This is a genomic window from Shewanella gelidii, from assembly GCF_014647855.1.
Taxonomy (GTDB): Bacteria; Pseudomonadota; Gammaproteobacteria; order Enterobacterales; family Shewanellaceae; genus Shewanella; species Shewanella gelidii.
Genome location: NZ_BMPZ01000001.1, coordinates 566,761 through 584,015, shown reverse-complemented (window position 1 = coordinate 584,015; position 17,255 = coordinate 566,761). Strand labels below are relative to the sequence as shown.

Below are 17,255 nucleotides of genomic sequence, written 5' to 3'. Positions count from 1 at the left end.
TAGCGAGTTTGTAAGCGAGTTTGTATAGCCCTGTAGTCACTTGGGGAGATATGCTAAAGTCGAGCGATTGCTCGGCTTTTTTGTTGGCTCTTGTGATTGCTTTCGAATCGATGGTTACCCATTGGGCTCCTTTCGACCGTTTAGCATCAACTCGCATCAGCCATGCAAATCTCCCAGTGCTGAAAACAACAAATTGAATCATTCACACTTTTATCAAATGGATTTAAAACCATGAAAAAATGGCTACTTGCAGCCACTGTGGCAAGCACTTTTGCTGCCCAAGCTGACGAAGGTATGTGGCAGCCTTATCAACTCCCGGCAATGGCGGATGAGCTAAAAGCCAAAGGGTTGGAAATTGATGCCAAATCAATCTCAAAACTAACAGAATTTCCAATGAACGCAGTAATTAGCCTTGGTGGTTGCACTGCGTCATTTGTATCTCCCAAAGGCCTCGCAGTGACCAACCACCACTGTGCATATGGCTCGATTCAATATAACTCAACTGCTGACAATAACTTATTGAAAGATGGCTTCTTAGCTAAAACGTATGCGGACGAGCTACCGGCGACACCGGGATCACGGATTTATGTGACTGAAGCTGTTACCAATGTGACGGATAGAGTGCAACAAGGGCTCGCGAAAAAAACCGGTAAGGCATTTTATCAAGGCGTAGAAGCCAAAGAAAAAGCGCTCGTTGCCGAGTGCGAAAAAGAAGAAGGTTATCGCTGCCAAGTATACAGCTTTCATGGTGGCCTTGAGTATTACCTTGTGAAGCAAATGGAAATCCGCGACGTGCGACTCGTGTATAACCCAGCTGCAAGTGTTGGCAAATATGGTGGAGATGTCGATAACTGGATGTGGCCTCGCCATACCGGAGACTATTCTTTTTATCGTGCTTACGTGTCGAAAGCTGGTAAGCCAGCAGACTTCAGTAAGGACAATGTGCCTTATGAGCCAAAAAGTTTCTTAAAAGTTTCTGCCAAAGGGGTGAGCGAAGGCGATTTTGTGATGGTAGCAGGCTATCCCGGTCGTACGAACCGTTATCGCACCGCAAATGAAGTGCAGAATCAATTTGAGTGGGCTTATCCTGAAGGCAAGATGTTGCGCGAGCGCTTCATTGAAATCATTAAGGAAACGGCTCCTGAAGGTAGCGATGAGCGTATTAAATACGCAAGTTTGATTGCCGGTCTTGCAAACTATGCCAAGAACTTTACTTCAATGATTGAGTTCTACGGCAAATCCAGCATGTTGGATGATCGCAAGCAACGTGAAGCAGAGCTTGCAGCTTGGATTAGTAAAGACAGCGAACGACAAGCGAAATATGGTCAAACCATGTCTAAACTTGACCAGCTCATCAAACAAAGTAAAGCACATCAAGAACGTGACATTCTTTTGGGATATATGGGTTACACCACTATGTTACCCACGGCGCGCAAGCTATATCGCCTTGCCAATGAAAAGCAGCTAGATGATATGCAACGTGAGCCTGGTTACCAAGAGCGAGATATGATCCGCTTTAAGTCAAGTATTGAGCGTATTGATCGCCGCTATGCTGCCAGCGTTGATAAAGCAGTACTGCTTGATTTGTTGACTCGTTATGCGGCACTGCCTAAAGAAGAGCGCGTTCCAGCATTAGATAAAGTGTTTGCTATAGGCAATCAGTTTGATGCTGCTAAATTAAGCAAAACCCTCGATAGGATGTACGCTAAAACCAAGCTTGGTGATCAGAAAACACGCCTAGCATGGCTAGAGAAGTCTGTTGCTGACTTTAAAGCTTCACAAGACCCTTTCATCCAATTTGCCGTTGCAATGTATGACACCGATATGGCTGAAGAGAAGAAAGAGAAAGAGTTATTTGGTGAATTGATGAAGGTTCGCCCGCAGTATATGGACGCGATCATTGCGTACAGTAAAGAGCAGGGTAAGCCCGTATACGCTGATGCGAACTCAAGCTTGCGTGTTTCTGTGGGACATGTGAAAGGTTACTCGCCTCAAGATGGCTTGAAAGCTGTGCCATTCACTCGCTTAGAAGGTATTTTAGCGAAAGATACAGGCATTGAGCCCTTCGATGCACCGAAAAAGCAACTTGAGCTGATCAAGTCGAAAACCTATGGTGACTTTTACATCAAGTCGCTTGATTCTGTGCCTGTAAACTTCTTATCCACCCTTGATACAACAGGTGGTAACTCTGGTTCGCCAACTTTGAACGGCCGTGCTGAATTGGTTGGCCTGTTATTTGACGGTGTGTATGAGAGTATCATCGGTGATTGGGCTTATGACGATAAAATCAACCGTTCGATTCAAATTGATAGCCGTTATATGTTGTGGGTGATGAAGTATCTTGACCATGCAGACAACTTGTTGGAAGAGATGGAAATTGTAAAGTAACGTCGATTTCCTTGGATTTTAAAAGCCTCAGATGATTTTATTGTCTGGGGCTTTTTAACTATTAAAATTGATTTGGTGGTTTACGTTTACATCTTATGGATGAAATTTTAAGGTAAACCTGTTTAGGTCACGGAGAATGATAGCTAGAGATAGCAAGGTGCAATCAGAACGTGGGTCAAGGTGATTCGAACGGCCTTGATGATTTTAAAGTCAATTGCACATGGGTTCTAGAGCCCGTCTACTGAACATTCAGTTTTAATGCTGCAAAGAGGTATATCATGACAAGTTGTTGCTCTGAAAACACGGATTCATCAAGCGCACCTAAAACGCATCGGTGTCCTGTGGACGGGGAGCTTTATAGTCGTGTTCCTATGACCACAATTCTGCATCACATTCATCAACCATGGATGTGGCACGCAAAACCACAGGGTTATTATTTTTGTAGTAACCCCCACTGTGATGTTGTTTACTTTGGTGAAGATAATTCAGTGCTGACTAAATCCTCTCTGCGAACCAAGGTCGGTGTGAAAGACAATCACCCCAACTCGCTGATCTGTTATTGCTTTGGTGTGTCTAGAGCTGAATCCAAGTCTCAGGATATTAAAGCGTTCGTTGTGAGAAGTACTCGAGAAAAAAAGTGTGCCTGTACAGCCAGAAACCCGTCAGGTCGTTGTTGCTTAAAAGATTTTCGCTAGTAGAACTGTAGCGTCAGTCCTTAGCTTTTTGATTGTTTTAGAAGCTTGATTTCATTTGCAGACAGCGGCCGTATTTCTGCCAAAGGCAAAGTGTCTAACTGAAGCGCCCCTATCGCGACCCGTTGAAGATCAATCACGGTTCGCCCAAGAGCCTGTGCCATTCGACGAATTTGTCGGTTTAGTCCTTGTGTGAGAATGATTTCGAACTGGCAGGGTGTCAATTGTTTCGCTTTGCAGGGTAATGTTTTTATATCGCCATACGCGACGCCAGCTTCTATGTTTTTAATAAAGCTGCCGTCAATTTCGTTATCAACTGTGACACGGTAAGTTTTTGAATGAATATAGCTAGGGTGCATGAGCTGTTGGCTCAAGTCTCCATCATTGGTTAACACCATTAGGCCATGGGAATCTTTATCCAGACGTCCAACAGGGAATACGCGAGGCAATTCTTGAATCAAATGATAGAGGCTATCAGCTCGTTCGGGCAGTAATCGACAATCTATGCCTTGTGGTTTATTCAGTCGGTAATAAACAAGGTCAGGCAAATTGCGGATTGGCGTACCATCACATGCGAGACTGCCATTCATTGGTGTCACGGTATCTTCAACATTCACTTCAATGCGAGTGGTGTGATCGACAGGCTGGCCATTTAATGTAATACGGCCTTGCTTGATCCGTCGACTGGCTTCGCGACGAGAGCAAATACCTGCGCGGGCAATCACTTGAGCGATACGAGTCGTGCCCTTCATGACCTTAATCTAACGGCGATGAGTGTCATGATGGGGTTCGGAATAATCTTGCTGGTTGATGATGTTTTGGTTCATATGTAATGCCAAAGAAATACACCAAAATACGATGACTTGAACCTGAATGCCAATGCTAACTGCAATCCAGCAAACTTGTTCTTTAACATGCTGGCATGGCGTCACATCTAAAGTTGCCCAATCATATTGGGAGAGCACAATGATACTCGCGGTAAATCCAATGATGCTTAGAATAAACATTGGCAGTGCGCAGAGGGATTGATGGTTAAACTTAGCGATAATGCACAGGCCATATAAGCACATGGTGCTAAGTAGGAAAGCCAAAGAGATAAACTTGTGTAAAACCGTATAGTTAATGGGAAATACCCCCATCAAAACGGTGCTAAAACCAACTAAAAAACCTAAGCATGCAACGATACTGCTATAGGCGCCTTGCTTAAGTAAGAAGAGTCCGTACATTGCGAGCAACATGCACGAGCCTGCAGCAAGCATTGAGATATTAAAGACGATGGCAAGCTCTGAGTTGACGTAGTCTCCAAGCATATCGACTCGTGTGTACAAAGCTTGGATGCCATTCTCTAAATACTCCGCTCCCAACGCGATACATATGCCCACTTCACCGACAAGTGCAGATAAAAGGGTCATAATGACGACAAGGCGATGTAAATCAAAATGCTGAGATTTCATAGCTGGGTGGCGAACTATACAACTTATGACTGTAATGGACACAATGTAACATGGTTCATTGTTGCCGCATCTATGTATTGGTGTCAGAAATCGGTTTTCATCAACAAAAACTTATAATTGCAACTAAAGTCTTACTTGGTGCGAGCGGGTGCGTGAGGTGCGCGCGACCTTTATAGTACGTGCTAAAAGGTCGCTGATTGGCATGCTCTTGTGCTGTGTCGCTTATTGATGTCGATGAATCGCAATGCCGAGTTTCGGCTTTATCGTGGCCTTAACGTAATAATAGCCAAAGCGACTGCTGCTAAAACAAAGCAATACCATGCATTCGATATCGCGGCCAAAGGCGTGATACTGAAGATTGAGCCAATGAGCAATGCTTGTGCGCCGTAGGGAATAATGCCTTGGACAATACACGAGAAAATATCGAGCACGCTTGCGTTACGTTTGGCACTGACTTGATGCTTGTCGGCCAAAGACTTCGCGATATCTCCTGTGACGACAATTGATACGGTGTTATTGGCAACACAACTGTTAGTGAGTGCAACCATTGAAGCGACACCAAGTTCAGCAGCGCGGGTTGACGCTTCACCTTTTGATTTAGAAAACCGACGGATGAATGTTTCAATCTGATGATTGATATAGTTGAGACCACCTTGTTGCTGCATTAAGGCTGCGAGGCCGCCCACTAGCATGGATAAGATAAATATCTCTTGCATGTTACCAAATCCAGCATAGATATCTTTGCCGAATTGAATGGCACCATAGTCAAGCGTGAGCATTCCTGTTATCCCTGCAAGTACAATGCCTAGAGTTAAAACTACAAATACATTCATACCAATGACGGCGAGTACTAAAATCGTAAGATAGGGCAGCACTTTAATGATATCAATTTCTTGGGCGGCCAGATCGGCGTCGCCAGACGCTGAAAAAGCAAAAATAAAGAGCGTAATTAAGGCTGCTGGCAACGCAAAAATGAGGTTTTCTCGAAATTTATCTTTCATATCACAGCCTTGAGTGCGAGTGGCTGCAATTGTGGTATCTGAAATGATTGAAAGGTTATCGCCAAATAAGGCACCTGAAAGCACTGCACCAGCCATCAGAGAGGCTTCAATTTGAGCCTGCTCTGCAATACCAAAAGCGATGGGTGCAACGGCTGCAATCGTGCCCATTGAGGTGCCCATGGCGGTCGCAATAAAGGCGGCAATGATAAAAAAGCCTGGGAGCAGAAATTGGGATGGGATGAAAGAAAGACCAAGGGCGACCGTCGCGTCTACGCCGCCAGTTGCTTTGGCAACTGCGGCAAAGGCGCCTGCCAAAAGGTAAATCATACACATTGCAATAATGTTACTGTGGCCAACGCCAGCAATAAAGGTTTCGACTGCTTGGTTGAGCTTTTGCTTTGAAATGGCAAGAGCAACAATAATGGCTGGCAAAATCGCAATGACGCTTGGCAATTGATAAAAGGCAAATTCAACGCCTTGCTGCTGGAAATAGACACCGGCACCAATAAATAAACAAAGAAATATTGCTAATGGAAGCAGCGCGATGGCTGAACCCGAATCTGTGGTTTGTTGGTTCAATGGTGACTCTCTATCTTGTTTCACGTAGAAGGACTTTTTGTGGTTCATGTCATGAAAATTAGTCATCAACCGTTATTTAATCATGGATTTAGCAGCAAGTTAGCCGCTCTAGTCTATCTTTAGTAGAGGGGGAGTTTGTTGCTTCATCTGTGATTCAGTACCGATAACGAGCAGTGCTCAAATTGTTTTGAGATTCCGTTGATTTCTGCGGTATGGACTTCATCGATGAGTGTAGGGAATTGATAACCCAATGTCAATCTGGACGTCTAGATGCCTTTGTGTCTGGCCATCTTTTTGGTTGTCTGCAACTTGTTCTCAGTGGCTGAATGCATTGAGTATTTTTGCATCATACTATTTTGGAGTTTGACCTAGTTTGATTGTAATGAATCGTCTAAGAAAGCGAATCAAATGGCTAAGCAAGCGCTCTGTATGCTTGTTGATGTGTTTGACTGTTCATTTTTCAGTGTTTGCAACGCAAACAACACAAGCTCAGCGTAACGAACTTGCTCATGAAACCAAGCCCTTGGTCAAAACCGTCTTCTTGACTAATGGTGAATGGCCTCCATATCTGTCGCAATCTTTACCAAACTATGGTTTTGCTTCCCATGTGGTGACAGAAGCGTTTGCAAATGTCGGTATCGAGGTTAAATATGGCTTTTTTCCTTGGAAGCGTTCTTATCGATATGCAAAGCAAGGTTATAGCGCGGGTGTCCAAGCATGGAATGGTAGTGTTGTGTGGGTACATACCCCCAAGCGGGCTTTATCTTTTCAGTTCAGTGATGTTGTTGTCGAAGAAAATGAGCATCTATTTCATCTTAAATCTTCAGGGCTGGAGTGGGTACGTATTGAGGATTTGTATGGCTTAATCATTGGTGGAACGCTTCATACCGTTTATCCAGATTTAGAGAGCGCTGAGCGTCAAGGCTTGTTAACGATCGATCGCGACGGGAATTATGACCTCCTATTTAAAAAACTGCTGCATCGAGGTATTGACGCAGTCCCTTTTGTGAAACATGTGGGTCATTACTTTATTCAAAGTCAGTTGTCTGCTGAACAAGCAGCGCAAATTGTATTTGCGCCAACGGTTTTAGATAAGCGAGACTATTATGTGATGTTCTCAAAAGAGACCGATCCCAATGGCCAGTTACTGGCTTTGTTCAATCAAGGGCTTGCACAGTTAAAGGCCTCTGGCCGTTATCAGCAGATGCTTCGACATTTACAGGAAGGTGTTTATCACCATCGAATATCCCCACCCATGATAAACTAATTCCTTTGTATCTTGCTCCACGCTGCCAGAATCATCCGACTTAACCCAGATATAAAAAAGCCGGCATCAAGCCGGCTTTTTATGTATTGCTGTAAAGTTTATAGCGAGGGTTCTTCGCTATAATCAATATCATGATAACTGAGGCAAGTGTCTACTTCATTGGCTGAACCTAAAATGACCGCAACACGCTGATGGATCTCTTGTGGGTCGATATCCAAAATATTTTCATAGCCAGTTGACGCTTTACCGCCGGCCTGTTCTACAAGCAATGCCATTGGGTTTGCTTCATACATTAAGCGCAATTTGTACGGCTTCAGTGGGTTCTTGTTGTCGGTTGGGTAAGTAAAAATACCACCGCGAGAAAGGACACGATGTACGTCGCCTACCATTGCAGCAATCCAACGCATATTAAAAGCTTTTTCTCGGGGGCCAATTTTACCTAAAAGCAGGTCAGCAATATAGGTTTGCATTGGCGCTTCCCAAAAGCGTTGGTTTGACATATTAATTGCAAATTCGGCAGTGTCTTTGGGAATGCTCATGTTGGCATCCGTTAACAAAAATTCGTCTGTTTCTGGGTGCAATGTATAGAGCTGAACCCCGTGACCAGTGGTGAGTGCCAACATTGTTGATGGACCGTACAGCACGTAACCCGCAGCAACTTGATTGCGACCAGATTGTAAAAAACTTTGCTCGGTTAGTTCACCTTCCACAGCTGGTAAGACTGAGAAAATGGTGCCAACTAAAGAGTTGATATCAATATTAGAAGAGCCATCAAGAGGATCGAAACATACTAGATATTCCCCGCCTTGATTAACTGCGACGACGTCATCCTCTTCTTCAGAAGCTAAACCATGGACACTATTATCACCCTTCAAAGCACCTTTAAGCATGTCATTGGTAATAATATCTAGCTTCTTTTGTGTTTCTCCTTGCACGTTTTCTTGTTCTGTCGCACCAAGAAGGCCAGCTAAAGCGCCATGTCTCACCGCTTTACTAATGGCTTTAGACGTTTCAGCTAAAGTGAAAATTAATTGCGTCAGCGAGTCGCTAGTGGCTTGCTGTTTGAGGGTTTGCGCAAGGGTTTGCATGGATGTTCCTTTAACGATTTATAGGTGACAGGTTAGCTCTTATTATTCGAGCGATATCATACCTCAAAGTGTTGCCATTTTCAGCGTTGGTTCATTGGTTTTTGTTTTTGCGAGGGTTAAGGCACAATGTGCGTTGCCTTTTTCATCTGGCTTTGGCCTTCGTCTTCGTATTCAAGGAATCATAATGAATACCCATTGGATTAAATTCGCGCTTATGGTGGTGCCTATGTTGCTATCAAATTCTGTTCAGTCTCAAACTTCAGCTATGCCTGAGGCTGGTAAAACACCGTTAACGATTGAGCGCCTGTATGCTTCTCCTGCGCTTGCAGGTTCGAGCCCTCGAGGGTTAAAAATTTCGCCAGATGGCCAGCGGGTGACCTACCTCGCACCAAGAGAAGATAACCAACACTTCTACGATTTATGGCAGATGGATATTAAATCCGGCAAGGTGAGTCGATTGCTGAATGCCGACAAATTGGCAACCGGAGAACTTTCAGATGAAGAGAAAGCGCGCCGTGAGCGGCAGCGGATTTATGGTCAGGGCATTATGGAGTATTTTTGGTCACAAGATAGTCAAGCGATTTTGATCCCTGCTAGTGGCCAGCTTTATTACTACTCAATGAAAACTGGCGAAGTAACACTGCTGCCGATTGGTGATGGATTTGCAACGGATGCTCGCCTATCGCCAAAGGGACATTTTGTGTCATTTGTTCGTGCGCAAAACTTATTTGTGTTGTCCCTTAAAGACAAGCAGTTGCATCAGCTCACCCAAGATGGCGGTGGTGCGATCAAGAATGCGATGGCGGAGTTTGTGGCCCAAGAGGAAATGGACCGAATGACTGGTTATTGGTGGTCACCAGATGAGTCAGCCATTGCATTTACTCGTGTTGATTAGTCTGGCGTGGAGTTAGTCACTCGTAACGAAATATATGCTGATGGCATCAAGTTGACGCAGCAACGTTACCCATATGCCGGTAAAGCCAATGTCAAGATAGCTCTCGGAGTTGTGTCACTTGCGACAGCGACTGAAAGTGCGCGCACAGAATGGGTTGCGCTAGGACAAAACCAAGATATTTATTTGCCTAGAGTGAACTGGCTGCCTGACAGTCAGACACTATCATATCAATGGCAAAGCCGAGACCAGCAAACATTGAAGTTAAACATAGTCGCTCGTGGCATGTTGGACTCTCCAAAGACGGTATTGACTGAAACTAGTGCCGCTTGGGTTAATTTGACCCATAGTTTGCATTTTCTAAAAAATAGCGAACAGTTTATATGGGCATCGGAGCGAGATGGTTTCAATCATCTATATTTATTTAAACAAGATGGCACCTTGATTCGTCAACTGACTCAAGGCCAGTGGGTGGTTGACGAAGTTGAATATGTCGATGAGCAAGGGAACTGGGTCTATTTTTCTGGACGAAAAACCAGTGCTTTAGAGCAACACCTTTATCGCACCCCATTAACTGGCGGCAATATTGAGCAAGTGAGTGAACGCGCAGGAATGCACAGTGTTGTTTTTGCGGACAATAAGCCAGTTTATTTAGATTACTTCAATAGTTTAAGCCAGCCGCCACAAATCAGCCTCCATGATGAAAAAGGCCAACAGTTGAATTGGGTGGCGCAGAACCGGGTCGATAATAATCACCCACTTTACCCGTACTTTGGGCTGTGGCAGTTACCAGAGTTTGGCCAAGTGCCCGCCAACGATGGGCAGGCGTTGCACTATCGTTTGTTTAAACCGGCAGACTTTGATGGAAACAAACGGTATCCAGTTGTGGTACGTGTTTATGGTGGCCCCCATGCCCAGCTCGTCGTCAATAGTTGGAGCAGCCACGATTACTACACCCAATATTTGTTGCAGCAAGGCTACCTTGTATTCCAACTTGATAATCGAGGTTCAGCACATCGCGGTACTCAGTTTGAACATGTGATTTACAAGCAGTTGGGTGACGCAGAAGTTGATGATCAAAAGGTGGGGGTCGATTTCTTACGGTCTTTACCCTATGTGGATGCGAACAATATTGCGATATACGGTCATAGCTATGGTGGCTATATGGCATTAATGAGCCTATTCAAAGCGCCAGACTATTTTAAGGCAGCTATTTCTGGTGCTCCAGTAACCGATTGGCGTCTCTATGATACCCATTACACTGAGCGTTATTTGAGCCATCCTCAGACCAACGCGAAAGGCTATGAAGCCAGTAGTGTCATGCCGTATGTCAAAGGCTATCAATCGGGACTATTGATGTACCACGGTATGGCAGATGACAATGTGCTATTTGAAAACAGCACCAAAGTGTATAAGGCACTACAAGATGAAGGTAAGTTATTTCAAATGATTGACTATCCCGGCTCGAAACATTCGATGCGCGGCGACAAAGTCAAGCGTCACCTTTATCGCTCATTGACCGACTTTTTAGATCGTCAGTTGAAAGGAAGCGAGTGAATTGCTCATTGATATGATCGATGGTCGTGCGGTTGCGCGATCACGCGACCCCGAAGAAAGCGGTTGATATACGTGCTGAAACACTGCGTCATTTGTTTGCGGTGGCTCGTATGCTTATCATTGGTGAATGGCTTCGATTTTTCGAAGCAATATCTCGAATCGCTTCAAAAAGTGAATGGTTCTTGAAGCCTTCAGTTGTTCGGGAAAACTGAGGGCTCTCGGCGAGCCGAGGTTATTGCTCTGAGGGGGCAGCCAATACAGCACTTTGTCGACGTTGTTGTTTCTCGGCAAGCTTAATGACACTTTGCCATTGGCTATGTTCATCGAATGTGATGTCGATATCGGGTTGGGTACTGATCCCGGTAATGCGCTGCCCTTGGTTATCATAGCTTAACGAGCCGCTCATACTGATTTTAAGCCCGCTGTAGGGCAACTCTATATAGTACTTTCTAGCTAAATCTCCAGCGGTTGCTTCTCCAATTAACTGAGCGTTAGACCAGCGTTTGGCATAGTAAGCCAGCCACTGGCAATCCTGTCGGCATTGTGGACCGATGATAAGCGTGAGTTGGTTGGTCAATGGCAGGTAGAATCCAGGTTCAAATCTCAATGTTCGCGCGAACCATTGACTGAAGTCCTGGCTATAGGTGTTATCAATATCTTTGGTAATGCGAATGGCTTGGCGTTCATTGGTGTGACTCAGTTGATGAAGTGGCGTAAATCGTAATGGTTTTAAATAGTCACTTCTTAAGTCCGTCGCCATGCGATAACGACCAAAACCAACAAAATCTTGGTTTAAACGGCGAACACGATCATATTTCATGAGTGTGGCGACAAACCAGTCACTAAAGCCCGTGGCTTGGCGTAAATCCAAAATCAGATTTGGTGCTAGCATGGCTTGCTGTAATGCGAGTCGCTGTTTCTGGCTGTGTTGATATCGGCTGATATCAGTGATGCGCAATACTCGTGGTGTATCACTGTTTAATTTGGGGAGTTCAGCCAAGGCTGGTGGAATTGGGAGCAAGTTCGCGGCCAGTGGCAGTTGCGTCTTTAGATACTCGCCTTGTGAATTCGCCAATGTAATTGAAACGTCGGTTTTCTGTGGTAAACCGATATCATGCCTGAGGATGTTGATTTGTTGTAACCAAGGTCGCAACAGGTTTTTACTGCGGCGCATTTGTGGGGGTAAATATCGTGCAGCTGCAAGCGCCCAAGTTGAGATAGGGATATCATCAATATGCGCAAGAAATGGGTATTCTAGGTTTAAGGTCTCACCTTGGTGGTTTAGGGCGAGCCATTGACTTTGCATGGGCCTTAACCCAATAGGGAGTTTACTTGTTTTTAAATCGGGCTGTATGACGCTTGCGCCGGGATCGGCAAGTAATGCCATGAGTTTGGTGGTCTCAGCTCCGAAATGTTCCCGGCTAATGCGGTGGGGAAAATGCTTGTCAATTTGATTAATTTTTTGGGTGATCTTTTTCTGTAGTTTTAAGCCTTGGATGCTGTAAAAGGCAGAGTGCTGCTCAATTTCATTGAATAAGACTTTGAGATCTTGGCGCATTTGTCGCTGAGATAAATACTGCTTTGTACTTTGCTGCGCATACGTCAGCCAACCGAGGTTCAGCACGCTGAGTAGCATGATTGCAGTAAAACTTAAAATGATTGCTCGATAACCAAATGTCATTTTGAGTCTCAGCGTTGCTTTACCTATAGCTTCCGTTTAAAGAATATCATTGATTGAAACGCCGATGCCGAGTCGGTTTGAGCTGGCGTTATAGTCAATTAAGCTTTCGCCATATCCATTAAAGTATTGTGCGTATAACCTTAAATTGCCCTTTATGGGATAGCTCCAGGTGAGCTCGTAGGCGCCTTTGTTATTTGAGCGGAGGTTATTGCGTAACATCATGGTGAACCGATGTTTTTCATAGCCATAGGCGGCAAAAAGCTCAAAGTTACCCATGTAGTCTTCAATGTCAGGGTTGTCATCACCCCGTGGATCGCCCTCATACTCCTTTTCATCTTCAGGGAGACGCCACCAAACCTTGGCGGCAAGCGCTAGAGGCCCCTTATCAAAGACCATGGTGCCATAAATCCGATTCCAGCTTCTGCTGCGACCGATAGATTGCCCATTGGATTGATGAACGGCACCCACACCCCAAAGTGAATTTGTTAGCCCTGCAATTTCCCAATCATTATTGAACATTAAAAATAGCTCTGGCTCGTGATTGGTTTCGCGAAAAGGAGACGAAATATCTTTGTTGTATACCTGCCAGTAGGATTGGTTAGTATATGCCGCAAATAAGTGACCGTTATCGCCAAACAAATTATAGGCGAGTGGGAATTTAAAGCTTATTTGGAACTTTGCTTCGAAGCGCTCAATGACTGAATCGGGATCAACTTGGCCATCAATTTCTTCCAAAAAGGGCTCGACATTGGGTGATGAATTATAGGTGACTGGCAGAATATAGTTGACCTTATGGGGCGTGATAACAAAGGGTTTTTCGGCCGTTTCTAACTCATCTTTTAATCGCTGTGAGAGAAGGGAATCGCCCCATGCGATGTGGCTGACCATCATCGTGCCCGTCATCGCTCCAGTGAGTAAAAGCCCTTTTATGTTTTTTATCATCTGTTTTCCCAAAGCAGTCCCGATTAATTTTAATGCATTCTATAGTGCTTAACCGTTAATGGAAAATGTTAAAGCATTTGTTCGTTTGGATTTTTTATTAGCGACTCCCCTAGCTAAAGGCGCCCAATCTATAATTTTTTTCCATATGTTAGTGCAAATCGCTTCTCTTGTATTTTTGCTGAATTCGTCATCATTCCGTTGAAAGTATCAAATATCGAGCGAACCCACGTTAAAACAAGCCTGTAAGCGCGTTGTAGCAAATGTATTTGCACATGCCCGCCTTGGTATCTGAATTGATATACCTTTCCCATCGCCCCTTAATAACTAAAAGTTATAAAAACTAACAAATATCTATTTATTGTGGAATATAAGAGCCCGCTATATTCAACGCCTAGCTTATTGAAGAGGAATTGGAATGGATATAGTAGCGCTGCCGGGGCAACAGCTAGGTAAAGTGTGGCTGATAGGTGCAGGTCCTGGTGATGTCGATCTGCTAACCGTGAAGGCATGGCGAGTTCTACAAACTGCTGATGTTGTGCTTTACGATGCATTAGTTAGTGACGATATTCTCAATTTAATTCCTCATCAAGCTGAAAAAATTGCAGTCGGCAAACGTGCGGGCAAACATAGTGCGGCGCAAGATGAAATAAATCAGCTGTTGGTCACGAAAGCTTTTACTAAACAGCGTGTCGTACGATTAAAAGGGGGAGACCCTTTTATATTTGGTCGTGGTGGGGAAGAGCTACAAACATTAGCCGAGTCAGGAGTAGAGTTTGAAGTCATTCCTGGGATTACGGCCGCAAGTGGAGCTGCGGCATACGGCGGCATCCCGTTAACCCATAGAGATTATGCCCAAGGGGTTACCTTCGTTACTGGTCACGGTCAGCCTGGTGGTAAAGGCGTGGATTGGCAAGCCCATGCAAGTAGCCAAAACACTTTGGTAATTTACATGGGAATAGGCAACGCTGAGGACATCAGTCAAGCGTTGATCCAGGCTGGACGCAACCCTCAAACCCCTGTCGCTATTATTTCTAAAGCAACCACAAAAGATCAGCAACGCTTTGTCGGTCAACTCGATCAGCTGGGGGCTTTAGCAAAACATCCCGAGTTACAAATGCCTGCCCTAATCATCATTGGGGAGGTGGTGTCGCTTGCTCAACAACTCTCTTGGTTTAATCCCCAGCAGACATCGTTAGATAACAAGTCATTAGCATTCGATTTATCGCAACACATCAACGTCAATTAAATGGAGACTCCCATGGCAGGTCAAAGATTGAGCCATTTACAGCAATTGGAAGCCGAGAGCATCCAAATTATTCGAGAGGTGGCAGCAGAGTTTGATAACCCTGTAATGCTGTACTCCATCGGTAAAGATTCTTCGGTGATGTTGCATCTTGCCCGCAAGGCATTTTACCCAGGCAAGATTCCTTTCCCACTTTTGCATGTCGATACGGGTTGGAAGTTTAAGGAGATGATCCAGTTCAGAGATGCGCAAGCTAAAGCCTTTGGTTTTGATTTGCTCGTGCATATGAACCCTGAAGGTGTTGAACAAGGAATAAGCCCTTTAACCCATGGCAGTGCAAAGCATACCGATATCATGAAAACACAGGGGTTAAAGCAGGCGCTTGATCAATATGGCTTTGATGCGGCTTTTGGCGGTGCACGGAGAGACGAGGAAAAGTCGCGAGCAAAGGAGAGAGTATATTCTTTTCGCGATCGTCATCATCGTTGGGACCCGAAAAATCAACGGCCTGAGCTTTGGCGTAATTACAATGGGGCCGTGAATAAAGGCGAGAGCATTCGAGTGTTCCCGCTTTCGAATTGGACTGAGCTAGATATCTGGCAGTACATTCATCAAGAAAACATCGAAATTGTCCCTCTCTATTTTGCCCAAGAACGTCCGGTTTTAGAGCGTGATGGGCAAATGATTCTTGCTGATGATGCTCGTTTGACCTTGGAGCCTGGTGAAGCATTGTCCCAGCAAAAAGTGCGCTTCAGGACGTTAGGTTGCTACCCCTTAACGGCCGCAATGCACTCAGAAGCAGATACCTTAGAGAAAATTATTGAAGAGATGCTACTGACTCGTTCAAGCGAACGTGAAGGGCGCCTGATCGATTCAGATCAGAGTGCGTCGATGGAGCTTAAGAAACGTCAGGGTTATTTCTAATCGATTGAATAAACCAGTTAATTTTTAACCTACTGAATAGGCTATAGCGCTTGTAGGTATCGAAAGATTGAAGGTAGAGGACTCTACAATGGATCAAGCAGTAAACAAAGCCAGACTAATGGCGGCTGAAATTGAAGCTCAGGGTGTAACAGCGTATCTCAATAATCAGCAGAGTAAAGGGCTACTTAGACTACTCACTTGTGGCAGTGTCGATGATGGTAAAAGCACTTTGATTGGTCGCTTGTTACACGATAGCGCGCAAATTTATGAAGACCAGCTGGCAAGCTTGAAAAGTGATAGCGCTAAGATGGGGACCACAGGTGAAGCGATTGATTTAGCCTTGCTGGTTGATGGGTTGCAAGCTGAACGAGAGCAAGGCATTACTATTGATGTTGCTTATCGCTATTTTAGTAGTGACAAGCGTAAGTTCATTATTGCTGATACGCCCGGTCATGAGCAGTACACGCGTAATATGGCGACTGGTGCGTCGACTTGTGAGTTGGCCGTGATCTTGGTCGATGCTCGTTATGGCGTGCAAACACAAACCCGTCGACACGCATTTATTGCTTCATTGCTCGGAATTAAGCACTTTATTGTTGCGGTTAATAAAATGGATTTAGTGGATTTTGATGAGGCGGTATTTACCAAAATTCAACAAGAGTTCAATGACTTCAGTGCACACTTAGATGAAATCGAAATTCACTATGTTCCTGTATCTGCACTGGAAGGTGACAATGTCGTTGAGCCAAGCTCGCGTGCTACTTGGTATCAAGGTTCGACTCTGCTTGAGCTTTTAGAAACGATTGAGACGCAAAGGCAGCTGAGTGAACTGCCTGCACGCTTACCTGTGCAGTATGTATCGCGACCCAACTTAGATTTTCGTGGGTTTGCTGGCACCCTTGCATCTGGCGTACTTAACGTTGGAGATGAGCTCGAGGCGCTCCCTTCAGGAAAACGCAGTAAAGTTGCTCGCATTGTTACTTTTGATGGCGACCTCCCGCAAGCGGTAGCAGGGCAAGCGATAACCGTGACCCTTGAGGATGAAATTGATATTTCTCGAGGGGATTTGCTAGCTGAAGTTGATACCAGTTTGCCTGTCAGCAGCCAGATTCGAGCTGATCTGGTGTGGATGGACGAACAGCCTTTACAAATTGGTCGTCTCTATGATGTCAAAGTCGCAGGCAAAAAAACGCAGGCGATAGTGGCTGAGGTTGAATATCAGATTGATGTGAATAGCCTTGAGCAAAGTTCGCCTGACACCCTTGGATTGAACGCGATAGCACGGGTTAAGCTAGAGTTGACCGAAGCAATTGCCGCCGATCCCTATACCAAAATCCGCGATACTGGTGGCATGATTCTGGTGGACCGTCTGACAAATGCGACGGTGGCTGCAATGATGGTTGTTGATGTACTTGATGACGTGTCAGCGGCCTCGAAGGTGCCGAGCCATGAATATAGTGAATTTGAGCTTGAGTTTAATGCGTTAGTTCGCAAGCACTTTCCTCATTGGCAAGCACTGGATATTCGCAAGGCCAGTAAGGGTTAAG

The 17,255-nt window shown here is 44.9% G+C and carries 12 protein-coding genes and 1 pseudogene; 7 read left to right on the top strand and 6 right to left on the bottom strand.

Translation table 11 applies throughout. The features are described 5' to 3' along the window. Positions 1-231 precede the first annotated feature (231 nt). Both IEY18_RS02585 and IEY18_RS17500 read left to right on the top strand, forming a co-directional pair. On the top strand, positions 232-2,388 hold the full coding sequence (locus IEY18_RS02585) for a S46 family peptidase (protein ID WP_188917487.1): 2,157 nt from the start codon (positions 232-234) through the stop codon (positions 2,386-2,388). Between the two features lie 278 nt (positions 2,389-2,666). Further along, the gene (locus tag IEY18_RS17500; protein WP_188917485.1) at positions 2,667-3,083 is read left to right on the top strand and encodes a putative iron-sulfur cluster-binding metallochaperone; all 417 of its coding nucleotides are present in this window, start codon (positions 2,667-2,669) and stop codon (positions 3,081-3,083) included. 20 nt (positions 3,084-3,103) lie between these two features. Here the strand turns inward: IEY18_RS17500 and IEY18_RS02575 are convergent, their stop codons facing one another. The 3 genes from IEY18_RS02575 to IEY18_RS02565 form a co-directional block, all read right to left on the bottom strand. Further along, positions 3,104-3,832: a pseudouridine synthase gene (locus tag IEY18_RS02575; protein ID WP_188917483.1), complete on the bottom strand. Its 729-nt coding sequence runs from the start codon at positions 3,830-3,832 to the stop codon at positions 3,104-3,106. Positions 3,833-3,841: 9 nt separating this feature from the next. After that, positions 3,842-4,534 carry a hypothetical protein gene (locus IEY18_RS02570; RefSeq protein WP_188917481.1) on the bottom strand — a complete coding sequence of 231 codons (693 nt, stop codon included), beginning with the start codon at positions 4,532-4,534 and terminating at the stop codon, positions 3,842-3,844. A gap of 260 nt (positions 4,535-4,794) precedes the next feature. Then, positions 4,795-6,180, bottom strand: a complete 1,386-nt coding sequence (locus IEY18_RS02565) for a Na+/H+ antiporter NhaC family protein (protein ID WP_229779698.1) — start codon at positions 6,178-6,180, stop codon at positions 4,795-4,797. A 307-nt stretch (positions 6,181-6,487) separates the two neighbouring features. Between IEY18_RS02565 and IEY18_RS02560 the strand changes: the two genes are divergently transcribed. Further along, a complete protein-coding gene (locus IEY18_RS02560) occupies positions 6,488-7,381 on the top strand; it encodes a substrate-binding periplasmic protein (RefSeq protein WP_188917479.1) in 894 nt (297 codons plus the stop codon). 98 nt (positions 7,382-7,479) lie between these two features. Here IEY18_RS02560 and IEY18_RS02555 read toward each other — a convergent pair whose 3' ends face one another. Further along, positions 7,480-8,469 (bottom strand): class 1 fructose-bisphosphatase, encoded by a 990-nt coding sequence (locus IEY18_RS02555; RefSeq protein ID WP_188917477.1) that lies wholly within the window; start codon positions 8,467-8,469, stop codon positions 7,480-7,482. Between the two features lie 214 nt (positions 8,470-8,683). Here IEY18_RS02555 and IEY18_RS02550 point away from each other — a divergent pair. After that, positions 8,684-10,918, top strand: a pseudogene (locus tag IEY18_RS02550) (S9 family peptidase). A 232-nt stretch (positions 10,919-11,150) separates the two neighbouring features. Here IEY18_RS02550 and IEY18_RS02545 read toward each other — a convergent pair. Beyond that, positions 11,151-12,599 carry a S41 family peptidase gene (locus IEY18_RS02545; protein ID WP_188917475.1) on the bottom strand — a complete coding sequence of 483 codons (1,449 nt, stop codon included), beginning with the start codon at positions 12,597-12,599 and terminating at the stop codon, positions 11,151-11,153. Positions 12,600-12,635: 36 nt separating this feature from the next. Continuing rightward, positions 12,636-13,502 carry a phospholipase A gene (locus IEY18_RS02540; RefSeq protein ID WP_229779719.1) on the bottom strand — a complete coding sequence of 289 codons (867 nt, stop codon included), beginning with the start codon at positions 13,500-13,502 and terminating at the stop codon, positions 12,636-12,638. A 454-nt stretch (positions 13,503-13,956) separates the two neighbouring features. Between IEY18_RS02540 and cobA the strand changes: the two genes are divergently transcribed. The 3 genes from cobA (at position 13,957) to cysN (ending at position 17,254) form a co-directional block, all read left to right on the top strand. Continuing rightward, the gene (gene cobA / locus IEY18_RS02535) at positions 13,957-14,787 is read left to right on the top strand and encodes a uroporphyrinogen-III C-methyltransferase (RefSeq protein WP_188917471.1); all 831 of its coding nucleotides are present in this window, start codon (positions 13,957-13,959) and stop codon (positions 14,785-14,787) included. A gap of 12 nt (positions 14,788-14,799) precedes the next feature. Beyond that, positions 14,800-15,708 carry a sulfate adenylyltransferase subunit CysD gene (gene cysD, locus IEY18_RS02530; RefSeq protein WP_188917469.1) on the top strand — a complete coding sequence of 303 codons (909 nt, stop codon included), beginning with the start codon at positions 14,800-14,802 and terminating at the stop codon, positions 15,706-15,708. An 88-nt stretch (positions 15,709-15,796) separates the two neighbouring features. Then, positions 15,797-17,254, top strand: coding sequence for a sulfate adenylyltransferase subunit CysN (cysN, locus tag IEY18_RS02525; protein ID WP_188917467.1), 1,458 nt, complete (start codon positions 15,797-15,799; stop codon positions 17,252-17,254). The last annotated feature ends 1 nt before the right edge of the window (position 17,255 follow it).